Raw genomic sequence first — 18,611 nt, 5'->3', positions numbered from 1 at the left:
GTGTGAAACCGATCGGTATCCATTTGACGGTTTTCAGGAAAATAGCCCCTTTTCGGCAAATGGAAGTGCCGGGTTTCATGTTATCTTAAGAGTGCATACCAAAGCTGAAAGCTCTTACTTCGACCAGAAACCAAGCGATCGCGCCATGACGACACCCGATCAACAGCCAACTTCAGGCGCAGGATACCTGACGCAGACGCTCAGTCGGATTTTCATGGGGCTCGCCGGGTTTGTTCTGTCCATGGTTTTGCTGGCCGGGACAGCATCGGCCCGAGACCTCGTGGTGCTGGCAACCCCGGAAGAGCCATACAAGTTTGTCGAAGACGGGGTCTACAAGGGTATCGACGTCGAAGTTCTCGATGAAGTCATGCGCCGTCTCGGCCTTTCCTATTCGCTGGAACTGATCGATTCCGGAACTCGCATCCAACAGGAAGCGCGCGCCGGACGGGCGGACATGCTGCTATTGTTTTCCAAGAAGCCGGACCGGATGGAGTACCTGAACTATCCGGACGAAAGCTACATCGACATCAGCTGGAGCTTCTTCATCCGCGCCGAAGATGCCGGAACAATCCGTTTCGAAGGCTACGACGACCTGAAGGGGCTGCAGATCGGTATCACGCAGGATTTCGCCTATACCCCGGAGTTCCTCAACGCCGGCCTCGATTTTCAGACGGTCGCCAGCAACAATCTCCAGATCGGCATGCTGCTGGCAAAGCGTGTGGATGCCGTTCCCATGAACACCATCAGCACGCTCTACGAGGAAAAGAAGGCCGGGAGGCTGGACCAGTTGGCGACGTTACCGCTACCGCTGATAACGAAGCCCTACTACAACGTCTTTGCCAAAGCCTCGACCTACCCGGATATCGAAAGCCTTCCCGGACGCTACGACGAAACCATTCGCGAGATGCAGTCCGACGGGACGCTGGATGCGATCCTGATCAAATACCTTGGTCGCCGGCCAGGTCACGATGACCGTGGCGGTTCCTGAATTCCGGCCTGGTCTGCAGTCCACCATCTTTTGAAGATCAAAACCCACAAGGTGTAATCAGCATCTTGCGTCGCGTTGGCGTCGTGATAATGTTCTTGTTATGTTCCATTTCGTAACCTGGACGTTCTCGCGTGCCCTTCAGTCCCCCCGATGAGATTTCACTACCAGCCGACGCAGCCGGCCTTGTACCCGATGTCCGCTCCGTTGCCGAGCACAGGCGGCGTGGACGCGCGGCTGCGCTCAATGCCTCCGGCCGCTTCGAGAAATTAACTCGTGAATGTTTCGACGATGGCTGGGAAACGCTTGAAGACCTGCCGCCGCTGAAAACCCAGGTTCAGGAAGAGCGTGCGCGCACAATCATCACCCGAAACGAGTCGCCGGATATTTCCTTCGACCGCTCGATCAATCCGTACCGGGGCTGCGAACATGGATGCATCTACTGTTTCGCCAGACCGAGCCACGCGTTCATGGGGCTGTCTCCGGGCCTGGATTTCGAAACCAGGCTGTTTGCCAAACCCAATGCCGCCCAACTTCTGGAGCGTGAACTTTCCCGCCCCGGTTATCAGCCGCGCGTGATCGCCATCGGCACCAATACTGATCCCTACCAGCCGATGGAACGCGGCTACAAGCTGATGCGTGAGATCCTGGAAGTGCTGGACAATTGCTCCCACCCGGTTGCGATCGTCACCAAGTCAGCCCTGGTCACGCGAGATATCGACATTCTGTCGAGGCTGGCAGAACGAAATCTGGTGAAGGTTGCCTTGTCGGTCACGACGCTCGACAAGAAACTCTGCCGGGCCATGGAGCCGCGTGCGTCTGCACCCCACAAAAGGCTTGAGGCCGTCCGGGCTCTCTCCGACGCGGGCATTCCCACGTCTGTAATGATGGCGCCTGTGATCCCAGCCCTGACAGACAGCGAAATTGAAAACGTTCTGGAAGCGGCAGCCGAGCATGGCGCGACGGAGGTTGCCTACATCCTTTTACGGCTTCCCCTGGAAGTGTCGGAACTCTTTCGGGACTGGCTGCTGCGAGAGCGTCCGGACCGTTACCGCCATGTGATGAACCTGATCCGCGCCATGCGCGGCGGCAAGGACTATGACGCCAAATGGGGCGAGCGCATGCGCGGGAGAGGTCCTTATGCCGACCAGATTGCCAAACGGTTCTCGCTGGGAGCGAAACGCCTTGGCCTCAATCTGCGTCGCCGAAAGCTCAACACCGAGGCCTTCGTCCAGCCGCAAAAAGGCGGTGTGCAATTGGACCTGTTTTGACGCAAGATCTTGAGAAACTTGCTGCCGGACGGCAGGGTGCAGTTCATGACGTTCAGCCCTTTCCTCTTTGACCTTGCCTTTCCCGATAGCCCGGACCTTGTGATCGAGCGTAAGCACGCGAAATCCTTTGACGGTCGGCTCTGCGGCGTAGACGAAGCCGGTCGCGGCCCCTGGGCCGGGCCCGTGGTCACGGCCGCGGTTATCCTGGATTACGACCGGGTACCGCTTGGCCTCAATGATTCCAAGAAACTGACCGAAGCCCGGCGCGAAGAGCTTTTCGAGCAGATTGTTGCTACAGCCCATGTCTCGCTCGCCAGCGCTTCACCGGCAACGATCGATGCTGTCAATATTCGCACCGCAACCCTGTCGGCCATGGTGCGGGCCGTCAATCACCTACCTCTGGTTCCCGACTACGTTCTTGTCGACGGCCGAGATGTACCGCATGGGCTGAATCAGGCCGGACAGGCATTGATCAAGGGAGATGGCCGCTGCCTGTGCGTTGCGGCTGCCTCTATCGTTGCGAAGGTGACAAGAGACCGGATGATGGTTCACCTCGACGCCAGTTTTCCGGACTACGGGTTTGCCCAGCACAAGGGGTATGGCGTGCCGCAGCACCAGGCAGCGCTGGAACGCCATGGGCCAACCGTTCATCATCGCCTCAGCTTCAAGCCGGTCAGGCTGGCTGCAGGGTCTTGAGGTTCCGGACATAACGGGTTGGGTTTAGACGGCAGGAAACACGCTGCAAGCCAGCGACACTCCTCTGCTTTCGGGCCTCTCAAGACCAACCGGCAATGGAGATCGCTGCCGATTAGTGCCAAGTAGCGTGCGAATTGCCTGCCGCAACAAAAAAGCGGCCCCGAAAGGCCGCTTCTTCAATTCGTCAGCAGAGTGGACCGAACTTAGTTCAGCCGCTCCTTCACCTGCTCAATGCTCTTGGCGAGGATGTCGTCGGCGACTTTATCCTTCACCTTCGCTGCAAGGATTTCCTCGGCAGCGGCAACGGCAATGTCAGCGGCCTTGGCACGGACTTCCGCGACTGCCTGGCTTTCAGCCTGTGCAATCTTGTCTTCCGCAGCCTTGGTACGGCGAGCAATCATTTCTTCCAGAGCCTGGCTGGTTTCGAGCGTCAGGCGCTCGGCTTCCGAGTTGGCTTCTGCGATGATGGCTTCCGCTTCGCTTTCGGCTTCATGACGCTTGCGCTGATACTCAGACAAGAGAGCCTGGGCTTCTTCACGCATCTTGCGTGCGTCTTCCAGTTCCTTGCGGATGGTTTCTGCGCGTTCGTCCAGTGAACCGTTGATCTTGGCCGGAACCTTGACGTAGAAAATCACGACGAAGAACAGGATAAGACCGATCAGGGCCCAAAATGTAGCATCCATGACGGTCTCCTCAGTTCATCGCCGACTTGAGCGCCTTGGTCAGGTCGGTCTTGGTCGGAGCTTTGCCCATCAGCTGCTCAACGAGCGCTGAAGCGGTTTCTCCGGCAATATCCCCGATCTGAGAAAGGGCATCGGTCTTGGTTGCAGCGATCTGTGCTTCAGCCGCTTTCAGCTTCCCGTTCAGCTCGGCTTCCGCCTTTTCGCGGCGAGCTTCATGATCAGCCTTGAGCTTGGTCCGCGTCTCGTGGGCAATGCCATGAGCCTTGTTGCGGGCCTCGGCCAGCGCCTGCTCGTAAGCTGCGATCGCAGCGTCGGTTTCTTCCTGCAGCCGGTTGGCTTCGGAAATGTCACCGGCGATACGGTCCCTGCGGTCTTCCAGAATGCCTGCGATCCGCGGAACGGCCACATTCTTCATGATCCAGTAGAACACGCCGAACGTGATCGCGAGCCACAAGAGCTGGGAGGCGAATGTGGTGCTGTCAAAAGGCGGGAAACCCGCGCCATGCTCTGCGGCCGGCACTTCTATGGCTTCGTGCATGCCTTCTGTGGTCGAGTGAGTTTGGCCTGCCATTTCCAGTCTCCTAAATCCGGCTGGGCGGCGCTAGAGAGCGCCGCCACCGGAGTCGCATCGATAGTCGCTAAGGTTTAGCGATTAAGCGAACAGGAGGATCAGAGCCACCAGCAGGGAGAAGATGCCCAGAGCTTCCGTCACGGCGAAGCCGAAGATCAGACGGCCGAACTGGCCATCAGCAGCGGACGGGTTGCGCAGAGCGCCTGCGAGGTAGTTACCGAAAATGTTGCCAAGGCCGATGCCTGCGCCGCCCATGCCCAGGCATGCGATACCGGCACCGATGTATTTTGCTGCTTCTGCTTCCATGACACGTGCTCCTAAATGGTGTTTGCAGATTGCTCACTCGCGGCGCAATGGCCGTGTGATTGGGTTACCCTCAGTGTGAAGGATGAATGGCGTCGTTCAGGTACATGCAGGTCAGAACGGTGAAGACGTATGCCTGCAGGAACGCGACCAGGAATTCCAGAGCCGTCAGGGCAACCGTCATTCCGAGAGGGAGAATGGATCCGAAGATACCGACCGCACCCATCGCGCTAAGGCTGACGATGAATCCGGAGAACACTTTCAGCGTGATGTGACCGGCGAGCATGTTCGCGAAAAGACGAACGGACAGGCTGATCGGGCGCGAAAGGAACGAGATCACCTCGATCAGCGTCACGAGCGGGATCAGTGCACCGGGCACGCCGCTGGGGACGAAGAGCTTGAGGAACTTCATGCCGTTTTTCATGAAGCCGTAAATGATCACGGTGAGGATCACCAGCATCGCCAGGGCGAAGGTCACGATGATGTGGCTGGTGATGGTAAAGAAGTACGGGAACATCCCGAACAGATTGGCAACCAGAACGAACATGAAGAGCGAGAACACGAGAGGGAAGAAGCGCATCCCTTCCGTTCCTGCTGAACTTCGCAATGTTCCGGCAACAAACTCATACGCCATTTCCGAAATCGACTGCAGGCGGGTCGGAACGAGTCCGCGGCCGCTGGTCGAGAAAATCAGGAATGCAGACGTCGCCGCCACGGTCAAAACCATGAACAACGAAGAGTTGGTAAAAGAGAAATCCATGCCCCCGACTTCAATCGGGAATAGCGTCTGGATATGGAACTGATGGATCGGATCGTTCGCCACCGGCCAGCCTTCTTCGTTCGTTCATATCAATGCGCCAGAAGGCGCGACAAATTCTATTTCGATCTGTCGTTCTGAACGTCTTTTTCGCGCTGGACCTTGGCATCCGGCTGCTCGACGACACCGGCCGCGCGCAGAACGTTCAAGACCCCGGCCACGAAACCCAGCAACAGAAAGACAATCAGCCCGAAAGGCGACGTCCCAAGCCACTGGTCGGCAACCCAACCAATCCCGGCCCCCACCAGCACGCCGGCGATAAACTCCGAAGAGAGTTTCATTGCCTGCGCGTATCCGGATGAGCTGCTTTGAGACTTCCGAGCGGTCTTTTCTTCAACCACCCTTATGTCATCAAGCTTCCGGTTCAATTGAGCCCGCCGTTCCGACAGACCTGCTTCCGGGGAACCAACCGCCCGATCCTTGTTATCGCCGTTTTGCGAAGACATGTTCTTAAGTCCTCAGCTTGCGCCGACATGCTTGATCCGACAACTGGGGAGCCCCCTAAGCCGCGCGCACCATAGTCGGCACCTCATGCCGTGTCAAGAAGCCTGCACTAAACTCTATCCATTTGAAAAATAAAGATCTTTTCTGTTTTCACAGAATCAGCCAGACCTAAGTTGCATAAGGTTTTCGCGGCAGTGCCGCACCAGACGCAATCTTAGCCAGTTTCGCGGAATCGCTCTGCCGTCTCCAGATCGACCGAAACAAGCTGGGAAACCCCGCGCTCGGCCATCGTCACGCCGAAGAGACGGTTCATGCGCGCCATGGTGATCGGATTGTGCGTGATCACCACAAATCTGGTTTCCGTGCTCTTGGCCATCTCGTCCAGGAGATCGCAGTAACGCTCCACGTTCGCGTCATCCAGCGGCGCATCGACCTCGTCGAGCACGCAGATCGGCGCAGGGTTGGTCAGGAAGACCGCGAAAATCAGGGACATGGCCGTGAGCGCCTGCTCACCACCCGACAGCAGCGTCATGGTCTGTGGCTTCTTGCCGGGAGGGCGCGCGATGATTTCCAGCCCCGCATCCAGCGGATCATCGGAATCGACCAGCTGGAGTTCGGCCGTGCCCCCGCCGAAAAGATGAGTGAACAAGCGCTGGAAATGACCGTTTACGATCTCGAAGGAGGCGAGCAGACGTTCGCGCGCCTCGCGGTTGAGATTCGAAATCCCTGTTCGCAGACGGCGAATCGCCTCGATCAGGTCATCACGCTCCGAGGTCAGCGTGGTCTTCTGATCGTCGATTTCGCGCAGCTCTTCTTCCGCGCGCAGGTTGACGCCGCCAAGCCGTTCGCGCTCCGCCTTCAGCCGTTCCAGCTTGCGCTCCATGGAATCGGGATCCGGCAGCGGTGCGCCTTCCTTCAGACCCGCGATTTCCGGCAATGCCGTTACCGGAACCTCCAGGTCCTCGTCGATCCGCCGTTCCAGGTTCTGCTTGCGGTCGCGGGCGGCTTCCAGTCGTTCCTCGGCGCGAATCTTCTCTTCTCGTGCGCCCGCCATCGCTTCCATCGCGGCCTTGGCTGCACGGTCGACGTCGGCAAGATCCAGTTCCGCCTGCTGAAGCTGATCGTCGCGCGCCTTCTTTTCCTCTTCTGCCTTGGCAATGGCGGAAAACACGTCGCGGCGCTTGATTTCGATGTCTTCGGGCGCCTCGATCAGCTCGGCCCGCTCTTCTTCCTCTTCTTCACGCCGTTCCTGCAAAATGGAAATCTGCTGGGCGGCATTGGCAGCACGGGTCTTCCAGCCGTCATATTCCCGGGCGATGGCTTCAAGCCGCCGGTCGCGCATCTGCTGTTCGCGGGCAAGACCCTCTGCCACGGCCCTTGCTTCGGCCAGGGCGCCGCGTGCGGCCGCGACCTGCCCCTGCAATTCTTCGATGCTTTCGCGATAGCTGGTTCCGTCTGGCGCTTCTTCCAGGCGTTCTTCGGCCTCTGCCAGCTGTTCACGTGCCAGCTCGGCCTCTTCACCAAGACGCTGTGCCCGGTCCTGCGCAGCTTCCAGCTTGGCGGCGAACTGGGAAACGGCCCTTTCCGCCGCAGCCAGGGCTTCGCGCGCCGCGGCTGCCTGACGCTGGCCGTCACGAACCTTGCCCCTGGCCATCTGTTCAAGTTCGACGGCCTGCCGAACCCTCGTTGCGGCACCTTCCAGTGCCTGCTGACGATCCTCAAGCTCGCGCCGGGCCTGCTCGATTTCATCTCCGAGTTCAGCAAGGCGGTTCTTCTGCGCCAGGCGCTGTGCCGCCGGTGTCGGCGCATTGGCCGCGATTACGAATCCATCCCAGCGCCACAGGTCGCCTTCCACGGAAACCAGACATTGCCCCGGTTTCAGGGTCGTGCGCAGGCCTGGCCCGTCGGTCTGGTCGACAAGGCCGATCTGGCGCAGGCGGCGGCTCAGCTCGACAGGGGCTTCAACCACCTCGGCCAGACTGCGGGCTCCTGCCGGCAAGGCTGGATCGCCATCATGAGAGAGGCCCCCCCCCCAGCGAACAGCAGCAGCTTCTTCAAGTGAGGCATCAAGGTCTTCACCAAGTGCCGCTCCCAGAGCCGTTTCGAAGCCCTGCTCCACCTGGATCTGCTCGACAACCGGCGTGTGATCCTGTTCGGAGTGAACATTCAGCACCTGCTCCAGCGTCCTTGCCTCTGTCTCGAGGCCCTGCAACATCTGGCGGGCATCACCAACGGGTCCACGTGCGGACTGTTCCTGTTCGCGCGCTTCGCGGGTCGCGGTTTCGGCTTCTTCCGCGGCAGCTTCCGCCTCCAGAAGAGTTTCCTCGGCCATCTCCAGCGCTTCCCGGTTCTCGGAAACGCCGTCCTGTTCGGCCATGCGTTCGTTGATTTCCTGAAGAGCCTTCTGAGCGTCCTGAGCCTGAGCTAACAACCGGTCCGAGCGCTGGCGGCTTTCCGCGACTGCCCGCTCCAACTGGCGGCGTTCGGCGGTTGCACGCGCTTCGGCCGCGGTCAGGTCGGACAACTGGTTCTCCAGCGTTCCCACGGCCTCTTCGGCCTCGGCCACCTTTTCACGAGCGCTTTCGGTGCGCTCCTGCACCATCTCGTTTTCTTCCAGAAGCTCTGCGCGTTCTTCCGACAAGCGCTCCAGAACCTCGTCGTTCTCGGACACCATGGACTGTTCGCGCCGGATATCTTCCGCCAGTTGCACCAGGCGGCGCTCCAGATCCTGAAGCTTTTCCTTTACCCGCCGTTCTTCCGCGTCCAGTTCGTTGCGGGCGATCACCAGCCGCTGCAAGGCGGCGCCCGCCCTGGCCGCATCCTCGCGCAGTTCCGGCAGCTTGTGGGCGGCGATAGCCTGGATGCGGGCGCTTTCCGCCTGCAAACCCGTGGCTTCGTTCACCTGCTTCTGGGCTTCGGCAAAATGGCTTTCGGCTGTTCCCAGCGCATCGCGCGCCTCGGTCCAGCGAATGTAAAGGATCGAGGCTTCAGCCCCGCGGATTTCAGACGACAGGTTACGATAACGCGAAGCCTGGCGCGACTGGCGGCGCAGATTGTCGAGCTGGCTGTCGATCTGAACGAGGACATCCTCCAGCCGCTCCAGGTTCTGCTCTGCGGCGCGAAGGCGAATTTCCGCCTCATGCCGGCGCGAATGCAGACCGGAGATACCGGCGGCTTCTTCCAGGATCTGCCTGCGGGAGGTCGGTTTGGCGGCAATCAGCTCGCCAATCTGCCCCTGGCGCACCATGGCAGGTGACCTGGCGCCTGTGGATGCGTCGGCAAAAAGAAGCTGCACGTCACGCGCACGCACATCCTTGGCGTTGATCTTGTAGTTGGAGCCCTGCTCGCGCTCGATACGGCGGCTGACTTCAAGCGCATCGGCATCATTGAAAGCGGCAGGCGCCGTACGGTCCTGGTTTTCCAGGTAGAGCGTCACTTCCGCAGTGTTGCGCGCCGGGCGGTTCAGGCTGCCGGAAAAGATGACGTCGTCCATGCCGGACGCACGCATGTTCTTGTAGGAGTTTTCGCCCATCACCCAGCGAAGGGCCTCGACAAGATTGGACTTGCCGCAGCCATTCGGCCCGACCACACCGGTCAGGCCGTTGCCGATGATGAACTCCATCGGTTCGACGAAGGATTTGAAACCGACAATGCGGAGCTTGGAAAATTTCATTGGCGCCCGTGCCTCCTGGACACGGACACCCGAAAATCACGGGCTTGATCGGCGCATACCGAACAGACCGGCGGACAGACCGCCAGTCTAGAGGTTTGCGTCAATAAGTTTGCCCATCTCTTCAATCGAAAGCGCCCCCGAGTGCTTTTCGCCATTGATGAAGAACGTCGGGGTGGAGTTCACGCCAAACTCGTTTGCACCGCGGTTTTTCACCGCATCGATGGCGTCGAGCAGACCCTGGTTCCCCAAGCATTCCTCAAAGGACTCTTTTGTAAAACCTATCTGCTTGGAAAAGTCGAGCATGGATTGGTACGGATTGTCGGTAAACGCCCAGGTCCGCTGCTGTTCGAACATGATGTCCACAATCTCGAAATATTTGTCCGCAGGAGCGCAGCGGGCGAGCATGAACGCGCCGGCCGCAACCGGATCCAGCGGGAATTCGCGGAAAATGAAGCGAACCTTGCCGGTATCGATGTAGTCGGCCTTCAGGGCCGGATAGGTACGCTCATGGAAATTGGCGCAATGTCCGCAGGTCATGGATGCGTATTCCACAATCGTGACCGGCGCGTTTTCGTCGCCAAGGATCTTGTCGCCCAGCGGGCCGGGTTTGACCAGCTCGTCCTGGTCGACGGCCTGCGCAAGAGCCAAGCTCGAACCGGCAAGGCAGAATGCAGCCGTCGCCAGGGCAGTGGTTTTGAGAAACTGTCTACGGGTCTGGGTCACGAAGATCGTCCTGTCACATTAATCAAGCGCTGCACCGGCCGGTGCGTGGATCGAAGCACATCCTGTCGGATATCCTGGCCGATCGGGTTAATTGATACCGGGCCACCCTATTTGCGTTCAGCTGAATGCAGGATGAACCAGCTTGCCGCTTTCTGTGCCCTCTCGGGCAGGCGGCGTCAACAAAGCTTATCAAATGTGGCAGGAGCGAGGACGGTCAAAGGCTATTAAATACTGGCATCCACCCTTGACCCGCCGACACCAACACAAGGGAAATCCTGAGTTCTTCGATATCATGCCAAAGCCGGCGGCACGTTTGCCAATGCCGGTTTCACAGAGTTGTTATTGGAAGAAGCAATGTGGACCGTCAGGCCGCATCTTCTGCGCTGCGGGCAATAACCTGGGCGCCAAGCTTCCTGAGCGCCTGCCGCAGGCGGTCGTTCTCCACCCCCTCCAGCCGTGCTTCGAGCTGCTGTTCCTCGGTTTGCGTCAAGTCGCGCAAGGGCTTCTTGCGCACGGGCTGCTTCACCAGAACCGGCTTCTGCAGGATCTTGATGCGGCCGATGGCCCGCCAGCCATAGAAAGTATTGATACGCTCGATCACCTGGGCACTGTCATGAGACAGGATCAAGGCCGTTGCCCCGTCCGTGTGCACCACCAGCGTCGCCGGTTCCGGTGGGTTTTCCGGATCGCCGCGTTCAGGCTGCCGCGGCCAGATCAGCCTGTCCGGCTGCACGCGCGTGCCGTAACGCTCGCCGACAATATCGGCCCAGGAGGCAATGATATCGACGGACGCAAATCCACGCTTCCGGCAAACAGGCGTCATCGCCTTGCCGACAAGATCGGCCAGCGATTTCACCCCCTTCGAGGCGTGCACGGGATTTGCCTTTGTAGCGCTAATAGCCTACCTCCTCATCCAGATGTAAGGTGCGGCGATTTGCCGGCCGTTTTCCGGATTGGGGTGTTGTGTCTCAATAGAATACGACAAAATGACGACGAATACTTTCCCCAACCTCACCGCACTGCCTTTATCAGCCAAGTTGTCCCCAGGCTATCCAAGGCTTGCTGCTTCATATCAACACCACTTGTTCTGCTGATCTCATGGCGTCTGCTTCCCCTTCCCGACTGCTTCTCGACTGGTACGACCGTCATGCCCGGCGCCTGCCCTGGCGGGTTTCCCCGGAAGACCGCCTACTGGGCGAAGTCCCCGATCCCTACCGGATCTGGCTATCCGAAGTCATGCTTCAGCAAACGACCGTTGCCGCCGTCAAAGACTATTTCACGAAGTTTACGCGAAGCTGGCCAACCGTAACCGATCTTGCCGCCGCGGCTGAAGAAGACGTCATGAAAGCCTGGGCGGGACTTGGCTATTACTCGCGGGCGCGCAATTTGAAAAAATGCGCAGAAACCGTTGCCCGTGATCACGACGGCCGCTTTCCGGAAGACGAAGACGCATTGCTGAAGCTTCCGGGCATCGGCCCCTATACGGCTGCCGCCATCGCAACCATCGCGTTTGACCGGCACGCAGCAGTGGTCGACGGCAACGTGGAGCGGGTGCTGACACGACTTTTCCAGATCGAAACACCGCTTCCGGACGCCAAACCAGAAATAAAGGCGAAAATGGCTGGCCTGACACCGGACCAACGGCCCGGTGACTTCGCGCAGGCGGTCATGGACCTTGGCGCAACCATCTGTACGCCCAGACGTCCGGCCTGCGCGCTCTGCCCGTGGCGCTCTATCTGCAAGGTGCAATCCTCAAGCCTTGCCGAAACACTGCCGCGCAAAGCACCCAAGAAGGAAAAACCCACCCGTTTTGGAGCTGCATTCGTGGCTGTCGATACGGCGACGGGGGCCGTGCTGTTGCGCCGCCGCCCACCAAGAGGCCTTCTTGGCGGGATGAGCGAAGTGCCGGGGACCGAATGGGCAGAGGATTTCTCCCCAGAAGCAGCTCCAGACTTCGCACCGTTTCCAGCGGATTGGCGGCAGCGCCCGGTGGAAGTGAAACACACCTTCACCCATTTCCATTTGCGGCTCACCGTCTATCGGGCCGACCTCACGGCAGACACCACTCCACTGCTTGACGGTGGCTGGTGGTCGGCCCCGGAAGTCATTGAAACCGAAGCACTTCCCACGGTTATGAAGAAGGCTCTTGCCGCTGCGTTCGAAAGCCCCCGGAAATAGTTCTTTCCCGGCTCAAGAAAACAGTTGCAGTTTGTCCGGTTTGGATGTTGAACAGCGCACCCAATCCTTGGATCTGAGCCTCGATGTTCACCTATTCCTATGACGCACTCTTCTCTCAAAAGGACTGCGATGAAATCATCCGCCTGAGCCGGGCCGAAGCTCAGGATACGGGCGGCCTCGTCGGGGGCAAGCAGCAGGGTGACATCCGCCGGGCCAGAATCAGCTGGCTTGATGACGAAGGCGATGCGGGATGGGTTTTGAACCGCGTGATGACCGCCGTTGCAAAGGCCAACCGCGAGGCTTTCGATTTCGACATCACCGAGTTTCGGGAGAAACTGCAGGTCGCCATCTACGACGAAAGTGAAGAAGGCCATTACGACTGGCATTCCGATGTCGGCGAAGGCCCGATCGCGCAGTTCCGCAAGGCAACCATCGTCACCCAGCTTTCCCCTTCGCAGGACTATGAAGGTGGTGCGCTGGAAATCAGCCTTGGGCACAAGGTGATGGCCGCATCGCGTGAACAGGGCTGCGCAACTCTGTTTGCCAGTTTCATGCTGCACAGGGTCGTACCCGTGACCAAGGGCACCCGCTACTCCCTGACCTGCTGGAGCCACGGCCCCCGCTTTCGGTGAGGTCTGAGCGGGGACAGGCGTCCACGGCTCCGAACCTTGCTCTCTACTCCCGGAAAAACGTCAAAGCGCACGTGATCGGTTTCAATTCGCTGTTTCGGGGTGTAACCAGTGGAAGTTACACTTCCGTGCGCAATGGACCCTTGCGCCTGCCGTGAATTACTCTAGAATAATTCTAAACAAAGATCGGTTGCAATAAGGAGGCTCTGCCGTGAAAGGGAATGAAAAAGTCATTGAGTGCCTGAACGAAGCTCTGTTTCTGGAGCTCGGCGCCATCAACCAGTACTGGCTTCACTACCGCCTCCTGAGCGACTGGGGCTTTGCGCGCCTTGCCAAGAAGGAACGTGAAGAATCCATCGAGGAAATGCAGCACGCCGACAAGCTGGTCGACCGCATCATCTTCCTGGAAGGCCATCCGAACATGCAGAAGGTCGCACCGCTGCGCATCGGCCAGAACATCAAGGAAGTGCTGGAATCAGACCTTGCCGGCGAATATGACGCCCGCACGGCCTATGCCAAGTCCCGCGATGTCTGCCGTGAAGAAGGCGACTATGTTTCCATGCAGCTTTTCGAAGAGCTGCTGTCCGACGAGGAAGGCCATATCGACTTCCTGGAAACCCAGATCGACCTTCTGGAAAAGATCGGTGTCGAGCGCTACGGCATGTTGAATGCCGCACCAGCCGACGAAGCCGAGTAGTCGCAAGCGGCCATTTCATTGGTTATGTTGAAGCCGGTGCAGGTCTGCACCGGCTTTTTCATTGCAATTGGAGGTGCGAAACCATGACGGAAATCCGGATCGGGCTGATAGGAACAGGCTACATGGGCAAGGCCCATGCTGTTGCCCTGAAATCAGTGGCGTCGGTTTTCGACACAGGCCTGCGCCCGGTTTGCGAGACGATCTGCGCAACGACGCTGGAAGGCGCCCGGGAAAAGGCCCGTGCTTTCGGGTTCAACCGGGCGACGGACGACTGGCGCACTGTCGTTGCCGATCCGGCGATCGATGCGGTAGTAATTGCCTCGCCCCAGTCGACCCACATGGATATCGCCATTGCCGCCTTTGAAAACGGCAAGGCTGTCTTTTGCGAAAAGCCGCTTGCCAGCCACGCCGAAGACTGCCGCAGGATGATGGCGGCGGCAGAAGCCTCCGGCCTGCCGAACATGACCGGCTTCAATTACATTCGCACTCCTGCAAGCCAATTTGCCCATGACCTTGTCCAGTCAGGCCGGATTGGTCAGATCCACTATATTCGCGCTGAACACACCGAGGATTTTCTGTCAGATCCGCAAACGCCGTCGCACTGGCGTACCAAGGACATAAGCAATGGATGCATGGGCGATCTCGCCCCTCACATCATCAACGCCGCCCTGCGCCTTGCCGGGCCTATCTCCAGCGTTAGTGCGGATATTCAGACCGTCCATTCCGAACGCCCCGGCGCAAACGGGCTGGAGGCGGTCACCAATGACGACCAGGCCCATCTCATGTGCCGCTTTCAAAACGGTGCGATGGGTCATCTCTTCATCAGCCGTGTCGCCACCGGCCGGAAGATGGGTTACGCCTACGAGATATACGGTGACAAGGGTTCGATCCGCTTCGACCAGGAAGACCAGAACGCGCTCTGGCTTTACCTTGCCGAAGGGCCGGAGGCGGAACGCGGCTTCCGCAAGATCCTGACCGGACCGGCACATCCCGATTACCTGCCCTTCTGTCAGGGCCCCGGTCACGGAACCGGTTATCAGGACCAGATCATCATCGAGATGCGGGACTTCCTGAAGGCCATCGAAACCGGAACACCTGTCTGGCCAACCTTCCGGGACGGGCTGGAGGTGCAACTGGTCACGGAAGCTGCCTGGAAATCGTCGAAGACCGGTACGTGGGCAACGGTTTGACGGACGGGGCGGCTGGGGGCGAGCGTTGTTCTCCAGGGTGTTTCCCCGGACATGCGCAGCCCAGATCCGGGGCCTATTCGCAAGTCAGCTTGCCAACGCAGAAGGTTCTGCCAACCCCTTGCCGCGCCAGGTCATTTCTCTGGAAATGACCTGGCCCCGGGTCTCGCTTTGCTCGCCCGGGGCGACACTGATAAATCGGGAAACTTCCTGCCTGCACAGGAAACTTTACTGGAACGCTGTCTCGGCAAAGCTGCGGAGCTTGCGGGAATGCAGGCGTTCTGCCGTCATGTCTCGCATCTTCTCCATTGCCCTGATGCCGATCTGGAGATGCTGGGCGACCTGGCGCTTGTAGAAGTCGGTCGCCATGCCCGGCAGTTTCAATTCGCCATGGAGCGGCTTGTCCGAGATGCACAGCAGCGTGCCGTAAGGCACCCGGAAGCGGAAGCCGTTGGCCGCGATGGTTGCCGATTCCATATCGAGCGCGATGGCACGGGACTGGGAGAACCGCTTGACCAGTTCCGGCTGGTCCCAGAGTTCCCAGTTTCGGTTGTCGAGCGATACGACGGTTCCGGTGCGCATGACACGTTTCAGTTCATACCCATCGATGCCGGTGATTTCGGCAACCGCGTCTTCCAGTGCCACCTGCACTTCGGCAAGCGGCGGGATCGGCACCCAGATCGGCAGGTCCTGGTCGAGCACATTGTCCTCTCGCACATACCCATGGGCCAAAACATAGTCACCGAGCGTCTGGCTGTTCCTGAGGCCCGCGCAGTGACCGAGCATCAGCCAGACATGCGGGCGCAGCACCGCGATATGGTCGGTGATGGTTTTGGCGTTGGACGGCCCGACGCCGATGTTGACCATGGTAATACCGCTGCCGTCAGCCCGCTTCAGGTGATACGCCGGCATCTGGGGCAGTTTTGTCAGCTCTTCCCCGTCCGGCTGGGTCTGTCCTGCCTCCAGCACCACGTTGCCGGGGGAAACAAACGCCTCGTAACCACTGTCCGGCTGCAACAGCAACGCCTTGGACATGCGGCAGAACTCGTCGATGTAGAACTGGTAGTTCGTGAAAAGCACGTAGTTCTGGAAATGCTCGGCTTTTGTCGCGGTGTAGTGCTGCAGGCGGTGCAGGGAATAGTCGACGCGCGGCGCCGTGAAGGATGCCAGCGGCATCACACCGTCGGCCGGATCGTAGGTGCCGTTGGCAATGGAATCGTCCATCACCGTCAGGTCGGGAAGATCGAACATGTCAGCGAGCGGACGGTCGAGATTTGCAGCTGCTGCGCCGCCTTCCACATGCGTTCCGTCATAGAAAGCGAAGTGCAGCGGGATCGGCATGTCGCTGTCACCGACCTGGATCGGCACGTCATGGTTCTTCATCAGCAGCGAAAGCTGCGACACCAGATAGTTACGGAACAGATCCGGGCGGGTAATCGTGGAGGCGTGGGTGCCAGGGCGGGAGACGAACCCATAAGACAGGCGGCTGTCGAGGCGGACGTGGCTGTCGGTCACGATACGGACCTGCGGATAGAACGCGCGCACGCGGCCGTCGATTTCCTTGCCCTCCAGAAGGTCCTGAAAATGCTGGCGCAGAAAGGCGGTGTTGGATTCAAAAATTTCGATCAAACGGTCGACTGCCTTGTTGGCGTCGGTAAAGACCTCAAGCGGATGCGATGGCGCATGCCGAACCCTGCGGGCGGCTTGATGAAAAACGTTTTTGGTTGAGTTGGACATAAACCGTCTCCTTATTGTTGTTATGGGCTCACAGTCCCGCTAACGCTTGCCTTGGTCAATAGATCTAACATCGGATTTTGAATTTTTTTTCGCAGAGAGAAAATTTCTGCACATGCCCCTCAACGATGCATTTGAGCAGGCTTTCCCAAACCGTGGCAAGCGGCTAAAGTCCGGCTAACTTTTGACCAGGAGTTTCCCATGAAAAAAACCGTTCTGACCCTCGCGGTCGCCGTTTCCTCCCTGATTGGCGCAGGCGTCTCAGCCCTTGCCGACAATCTGCCGGATCTCGGTGGCCGGGACATTGTCATTGCTTCGGAAAACACCTACCCACCGCTGCAGTTCGTCGACCCCAAGTCAGGCGAGGCAATCGGCTGGGAATATGATGCGGTTGCAGAAATCGCCAAGCGGCTGAACCTGAACGTCACCTTTCAGAACACCAGCTGGGATGCGATGATCCCTGCCATCTCCGCCGGCGAATACGACATGGCGATGAACGGCATCACCATTCGCGCCGACAGGGCCGAGCAGGTCGACTTTTCGGAGCCCTACATGCGGTCCGAAATGTTCATGCTGGTGCGCGCCGATGAAGACCGGTTTACCGATGCAAAGGGCTTTGCTTCCAACACGGACTTCCTGGCCGGTGCTCAACCGGGCACCACCCCCTTCTACGTCACTGTTTATGAAGTGCTGGATGGCGATGAAGCCAACCCGCGCATCAAGCTGTTCGAAACCTTTGGTGCCGCTGTCCAGGCGCTCAAGGCGGGCGACGTCGATCTGGTCCTGACAGACAGCACCGGCGGCCAGGGCTATGTCGCGACCAATCCGGACACCTTCAAGCTGATCGGCGATCCGATGGGCTCGGAAGACTTCGGCTTCATTTTCCCGAAAGGCTCCGACCTGATCGAACCGATCAATGCGGCTGTCGCCAGCATGCGCACAGACGGCACGCTGGATGCACTGAACAAGAAGTGGTTCTTCGACTATAAAGTCGCCCAGTAAGGCCATCCTCCGCCCCTGCGCGGCTGGACTTTCCACTCCATGGCCGGTATCCGGGCTTTTGGCCCCGATGCCGGCCATTTTCGTTTGAACTGCCGTTAACAAAGCTGGAGCCGAGACCAACCCATGTTCCGCAACAAGACACCGTCCGGCGCCCCCAAGGAAGACTTTCCCTATTGGCTTGTCGCTGCCGCCGGCATTGCGGTTTTCCTGTTGTTCCAGATCGCCACCGACGACATCTATTCGCAGGTCATGTCGACGGTCTCGCGTGGTATCGGACTGACGGTCTTCGTCACGCTTGTCGCCTTCTTCTGCGCCTCCCTGATCGGGCTCCTGCTGGCGCTTGCCTCCCTGTCCGGATCAATCGTCTTGCGGCAGATGGCCCGGTTCTACGTCGAGATCGTGCGCGGCATGCCGATCATCGTGCTTCTGCTCTATATCGCCTTCGTCGCGACGCCGCTGTTCATTGCCGGGGTCAACGCCGTTGTGGAACCTCTGGGTCTGGATCCGTTGCGCACGCGGGATTTCCCTCTGCTCTGGCGCGCCGTTCTCGCGCTGACCATCGGCTATTCAGCCTTCATCGCCGAGGTGTTTCGGGCAGGCATCCAGGCGGTCGACAAGGGACAGATCGAGGCCGCCGAAGCACTCGGCATGAACGGTTGGCTTCGCTTCCGCCTGATCATCTTCCCGCAGGCCCTGAAGACCATCCTGCCGCCCCTCGGCAATGATTTCGTCGCCCTGATCAAGGACAGCTCGCTGGTCTCGGTTCTGGGTGTCGCGGATATCACTCAGCTGGGCAAGGTCTACGCTGCCGGCTCCTTCCGGTACTTCGAAACCTACAATGTCGTCGCGCTGATCTACCTGATGATGACGATCACGCTTTCGCTGGCCCTGCGCAAATTTGAACGGGCAAAGCAGATCCAGGAGCGCTAAGGTTTTCGCCTGACCACGCCTTTCCTCCTCCCTCATCCTGAGGAGGGGGTGCAGGGGGAACGGCGTCTGCAGCGAGACGGAGACCCGC

Annotated in this window: 18 protein-coding genes; 9 read left to right on the top strand and 9 right to left on the bottom strand. The window is 59.2% G+C overall.

Going from position 1 to position 18,611, the window contains the following annotated elements; translation table 11 throughout:
• Positions 1–145: 145 nt before the first annotated feature.
• From Q666_RS62425 to Q666_RS62415, 3 genes are all read left to right on the top strand, one after another.
• Positions 146–988 (top strand): transporter substrate-binding domain-containing protein, encoded by an 843-nt coding sequence (locus tag Q666_RS62425; protein WP_081713407.1) that lies wholly within the window; start codon positions 146–148, stop codon positions 986–988.
• A 155-nt stretch (positions 989–1,143) separates the two neighbouring features.
• The gene (locus Q666_RS62420) at positions 1,144–2,256 is read left to right on the top strand and encodes a PA0069 family radical SAM protein (RefSeq protein ID WP_051990221.1); all 1,113 of its coding nucleotides are present in this window, start codon (positions 1,144–1,146) and stop codon (positions 2,254–2,256) included.
• Positions 2,257–2,301: 45 nt separating this feature from the next.
• Positions 2,302–2,952 (top strand): ribonuclease HII, encoded by a 651-nt coding sequence (locus Q666_RS62415; protein WP_031269716.1) that lies wholly within the window; start codon positions 2,302–2,304, stop codon positions 2,950–2,952.
• 203 nt (positions 2,953–3,155) lie between these two features.
• Here the strand turns inward: Q666_RS62415 and Q666_RS62410 are convergent, their stop codons facing one another.
• From Q666_RS62410 to Q666_RS62375, 8 genes are all read right to left on the bottom strand, one after another.
• Complete coding sequence (locus tag Q666_RS62410; protein WP_023001967.1) at positions 3,156–3,635, bottom strand: F0F1 ATP synthase subunit B; 480 nt, start codon at positions 3,633–3,635, stop codon at positions 3,156–3,158.
• A 10-nt stretch (positions 3,636–3,645) separates the two neighbouring features.
• Positions 3,646–4,206, bottom strand: a complete 561-nt coding sequence (locus tag Q666_RS62405; protein WP_023001968.1) for a F0F1 ATP synthase subunit B — start codon at positions 4,204–4,206, stop codon at positions 3,646–3,648.
• 81 nt (positions 4,207–4,287) lie between these two features.
• A complete protein-coding gene (locus tag Q666_RS62400; RefSeq protein ID WP_006935776.1) occupies positions 4,288–4,512 on the bottom strand; it encodes a F0F1 ATP synthase subunit C in 225 nt (74 codons plus the stop codon).
• Positions 4,513–4,582: 70 nt separating this feature from the next.
• Positions 4,583–5,332, bottom strand: coding sequence for a F0F1 ATP synthase subunit A (locus Q666_RS62395; protein WP_023001969.1), 750 nt, complete (start codon positions 5,330–5,332; stop codon positions 4,583–4,585).
• A 53-nt stretch (positions 5,333–5,385) separates the two neighbouring features.
• Positions 5,386–5,772, bottom strand: a complete 387-nt coding sequence (locus Q666_RS62390) for an AtpZ/AtpI family protein (protein WP_023001970.1) — start codon at positions 5,770–5,772, stop codon at positions 5,386–5,388.
• A gap of 212 nt (positions 5,773–5,984) precedes the next feature.
• Positions 5,985–9,443, bottom strand: a complete 3,459-nt coding sequence (locus tag Q666_RS62385; RefSeq protein ID WP_023001971.1) for an AAA family ATPase — start codon at positions 9,441–9,443, stop codon at positions 5,985–5,987.
• Positions 9,444–9,530: 87 nt separating this feature from the next.
• Complete coding sequence (locus tag Q666_RS62380) at positions 9,531–10,166, bottom strand: thioredoxin domain-containing protein (protein ID WP_023001972.1); 636 nt, start codon at positions 10,164–10,166, stop codon at positions 9,531–9,533.
• Between the two features lie 364 nt (positions 10,167–10,530).
• Positions 10,531–11,040, bottom strand: coding sequence for a DciA family protein (locus tag Q666_RS62375; protein WP_031269719.1), 510 nt, complete (start codon positions 11,038–11,040; stop codon positions 10,531–10,533).
• A 224-nt stretch (positions 11,041–11,264) separates the two neighbouring features.
• Here Q666_RS62375 and mutY point away from each other — a divergent pair, with 224 nt between their 5' ends.
• From mutY to Q666_RS62355, 4 genes are all read left to right on the top strand, one after another.
• Positions 11,265–12,344 (top strand): A/G-specific adenine glycosylase, encoded by a 1,080-nt coding sequence (gene mutY / locus Q666_RS62370; protein ID WP_023001974.1) that lies wholly within the window; start codon positions 11,265–11,267, stop codon positions 12,342–12,344.
• A gap of 83 nt (positions 12,345–12,427) precedes the next feature.
• Positions 12,428–12,976 (top strand): 2OG-Fe(II) oxygenase, encoded by a 549-nt coding sequence (locus Q666_RS62365; RefSeq protein ID WP_023001975.1) that lies wholly within the window; start codon positions 12,428–12,430, stop codon positions 12,974–12,976.
• 208 nt (positions 12,977–13,184) lie between these two features.
• Positions 13,185–13,670, top strand: coding sequence for a bacterioferritin (gene bfr / locus Q666_RS62360; protein WP_023001976.1), 486 nt, complete (start codon positions 13,185–13,187; stop codon positions 13,668–13,670).
• Between the two features lie 83 nt (positions 13,671–13,753).
• Complete coding sequence (locus Q666_RS62355) at positions 13,754–14,860, top strand: Gfo/Idh/MocA family oxidoreductase (RefSeq protein WP_023001977.1); 1,107 nt, start codon at positions 13,754–13,756, stop codon at positions 14,858–14,860.
• A gap of 225 nt (positions 14,861–15,085) precedes the next feature.
• Here Q666_RS62355 and Q666_RS62350 read toward each other — a convergent pair whose 3' ends face one another.
• Positions 15,086–16,594, bottom strand: coding sequence for an AMP nucleosidase (locus tag Q666_RS62350; RefSeq protein ID WP_023001978.1), 1,509 nt, complete (start codon positions 16,592–16,594; stop codon positions 15,086–15,088).
• Positions 16,595–16,792: 198 nt separating this feature from the next.
• On the opposite strand from Q666_RS62350, the gene Q666_RS62345 reads away from it, so the two are divergent.
• Both Q666_RS62345 and Q666_RS62340 read left to right on the top strand, forming a co-directional pair.
• Positions 16,793–17,593, top strand: coding sequence for a transporter substrate-binding domain-containing protein (locus Q666_RS62345; RefSeq protein WP_023001979.1), 801 nt, complete (start codon positions 16,793–16,795; stop codon positions 17,591–17,593).
• A gap of 123 nt (positions 17,594–17,716) precedes the next feature.
• Entirely contained in the window at positions 17,717–18,523 is an 807-nt protein-coding gene (locus Q666_RS62340) for an amino acid ABC transporter permease (RefSeq protein ID WP_023001980.1), read from the top strand.
• Positions 18,524–18,611 lie beyond the last annotated feature (88 nt).

This window comes from Labrenzia sp. C1B70 (assembly GCF_000475395.1).
Lineage (GTDB): Bacteria > Pseudomonadota > Alphaproteobacteria > Rhizobiales > Stappiaceae > Roseibium > Roseibium algicola.
The sequence above is the reverse complement of the archived record's forward strand: the minus strand, read 5'-3'. Positions and strand labels throughout refer to the sequence as shown.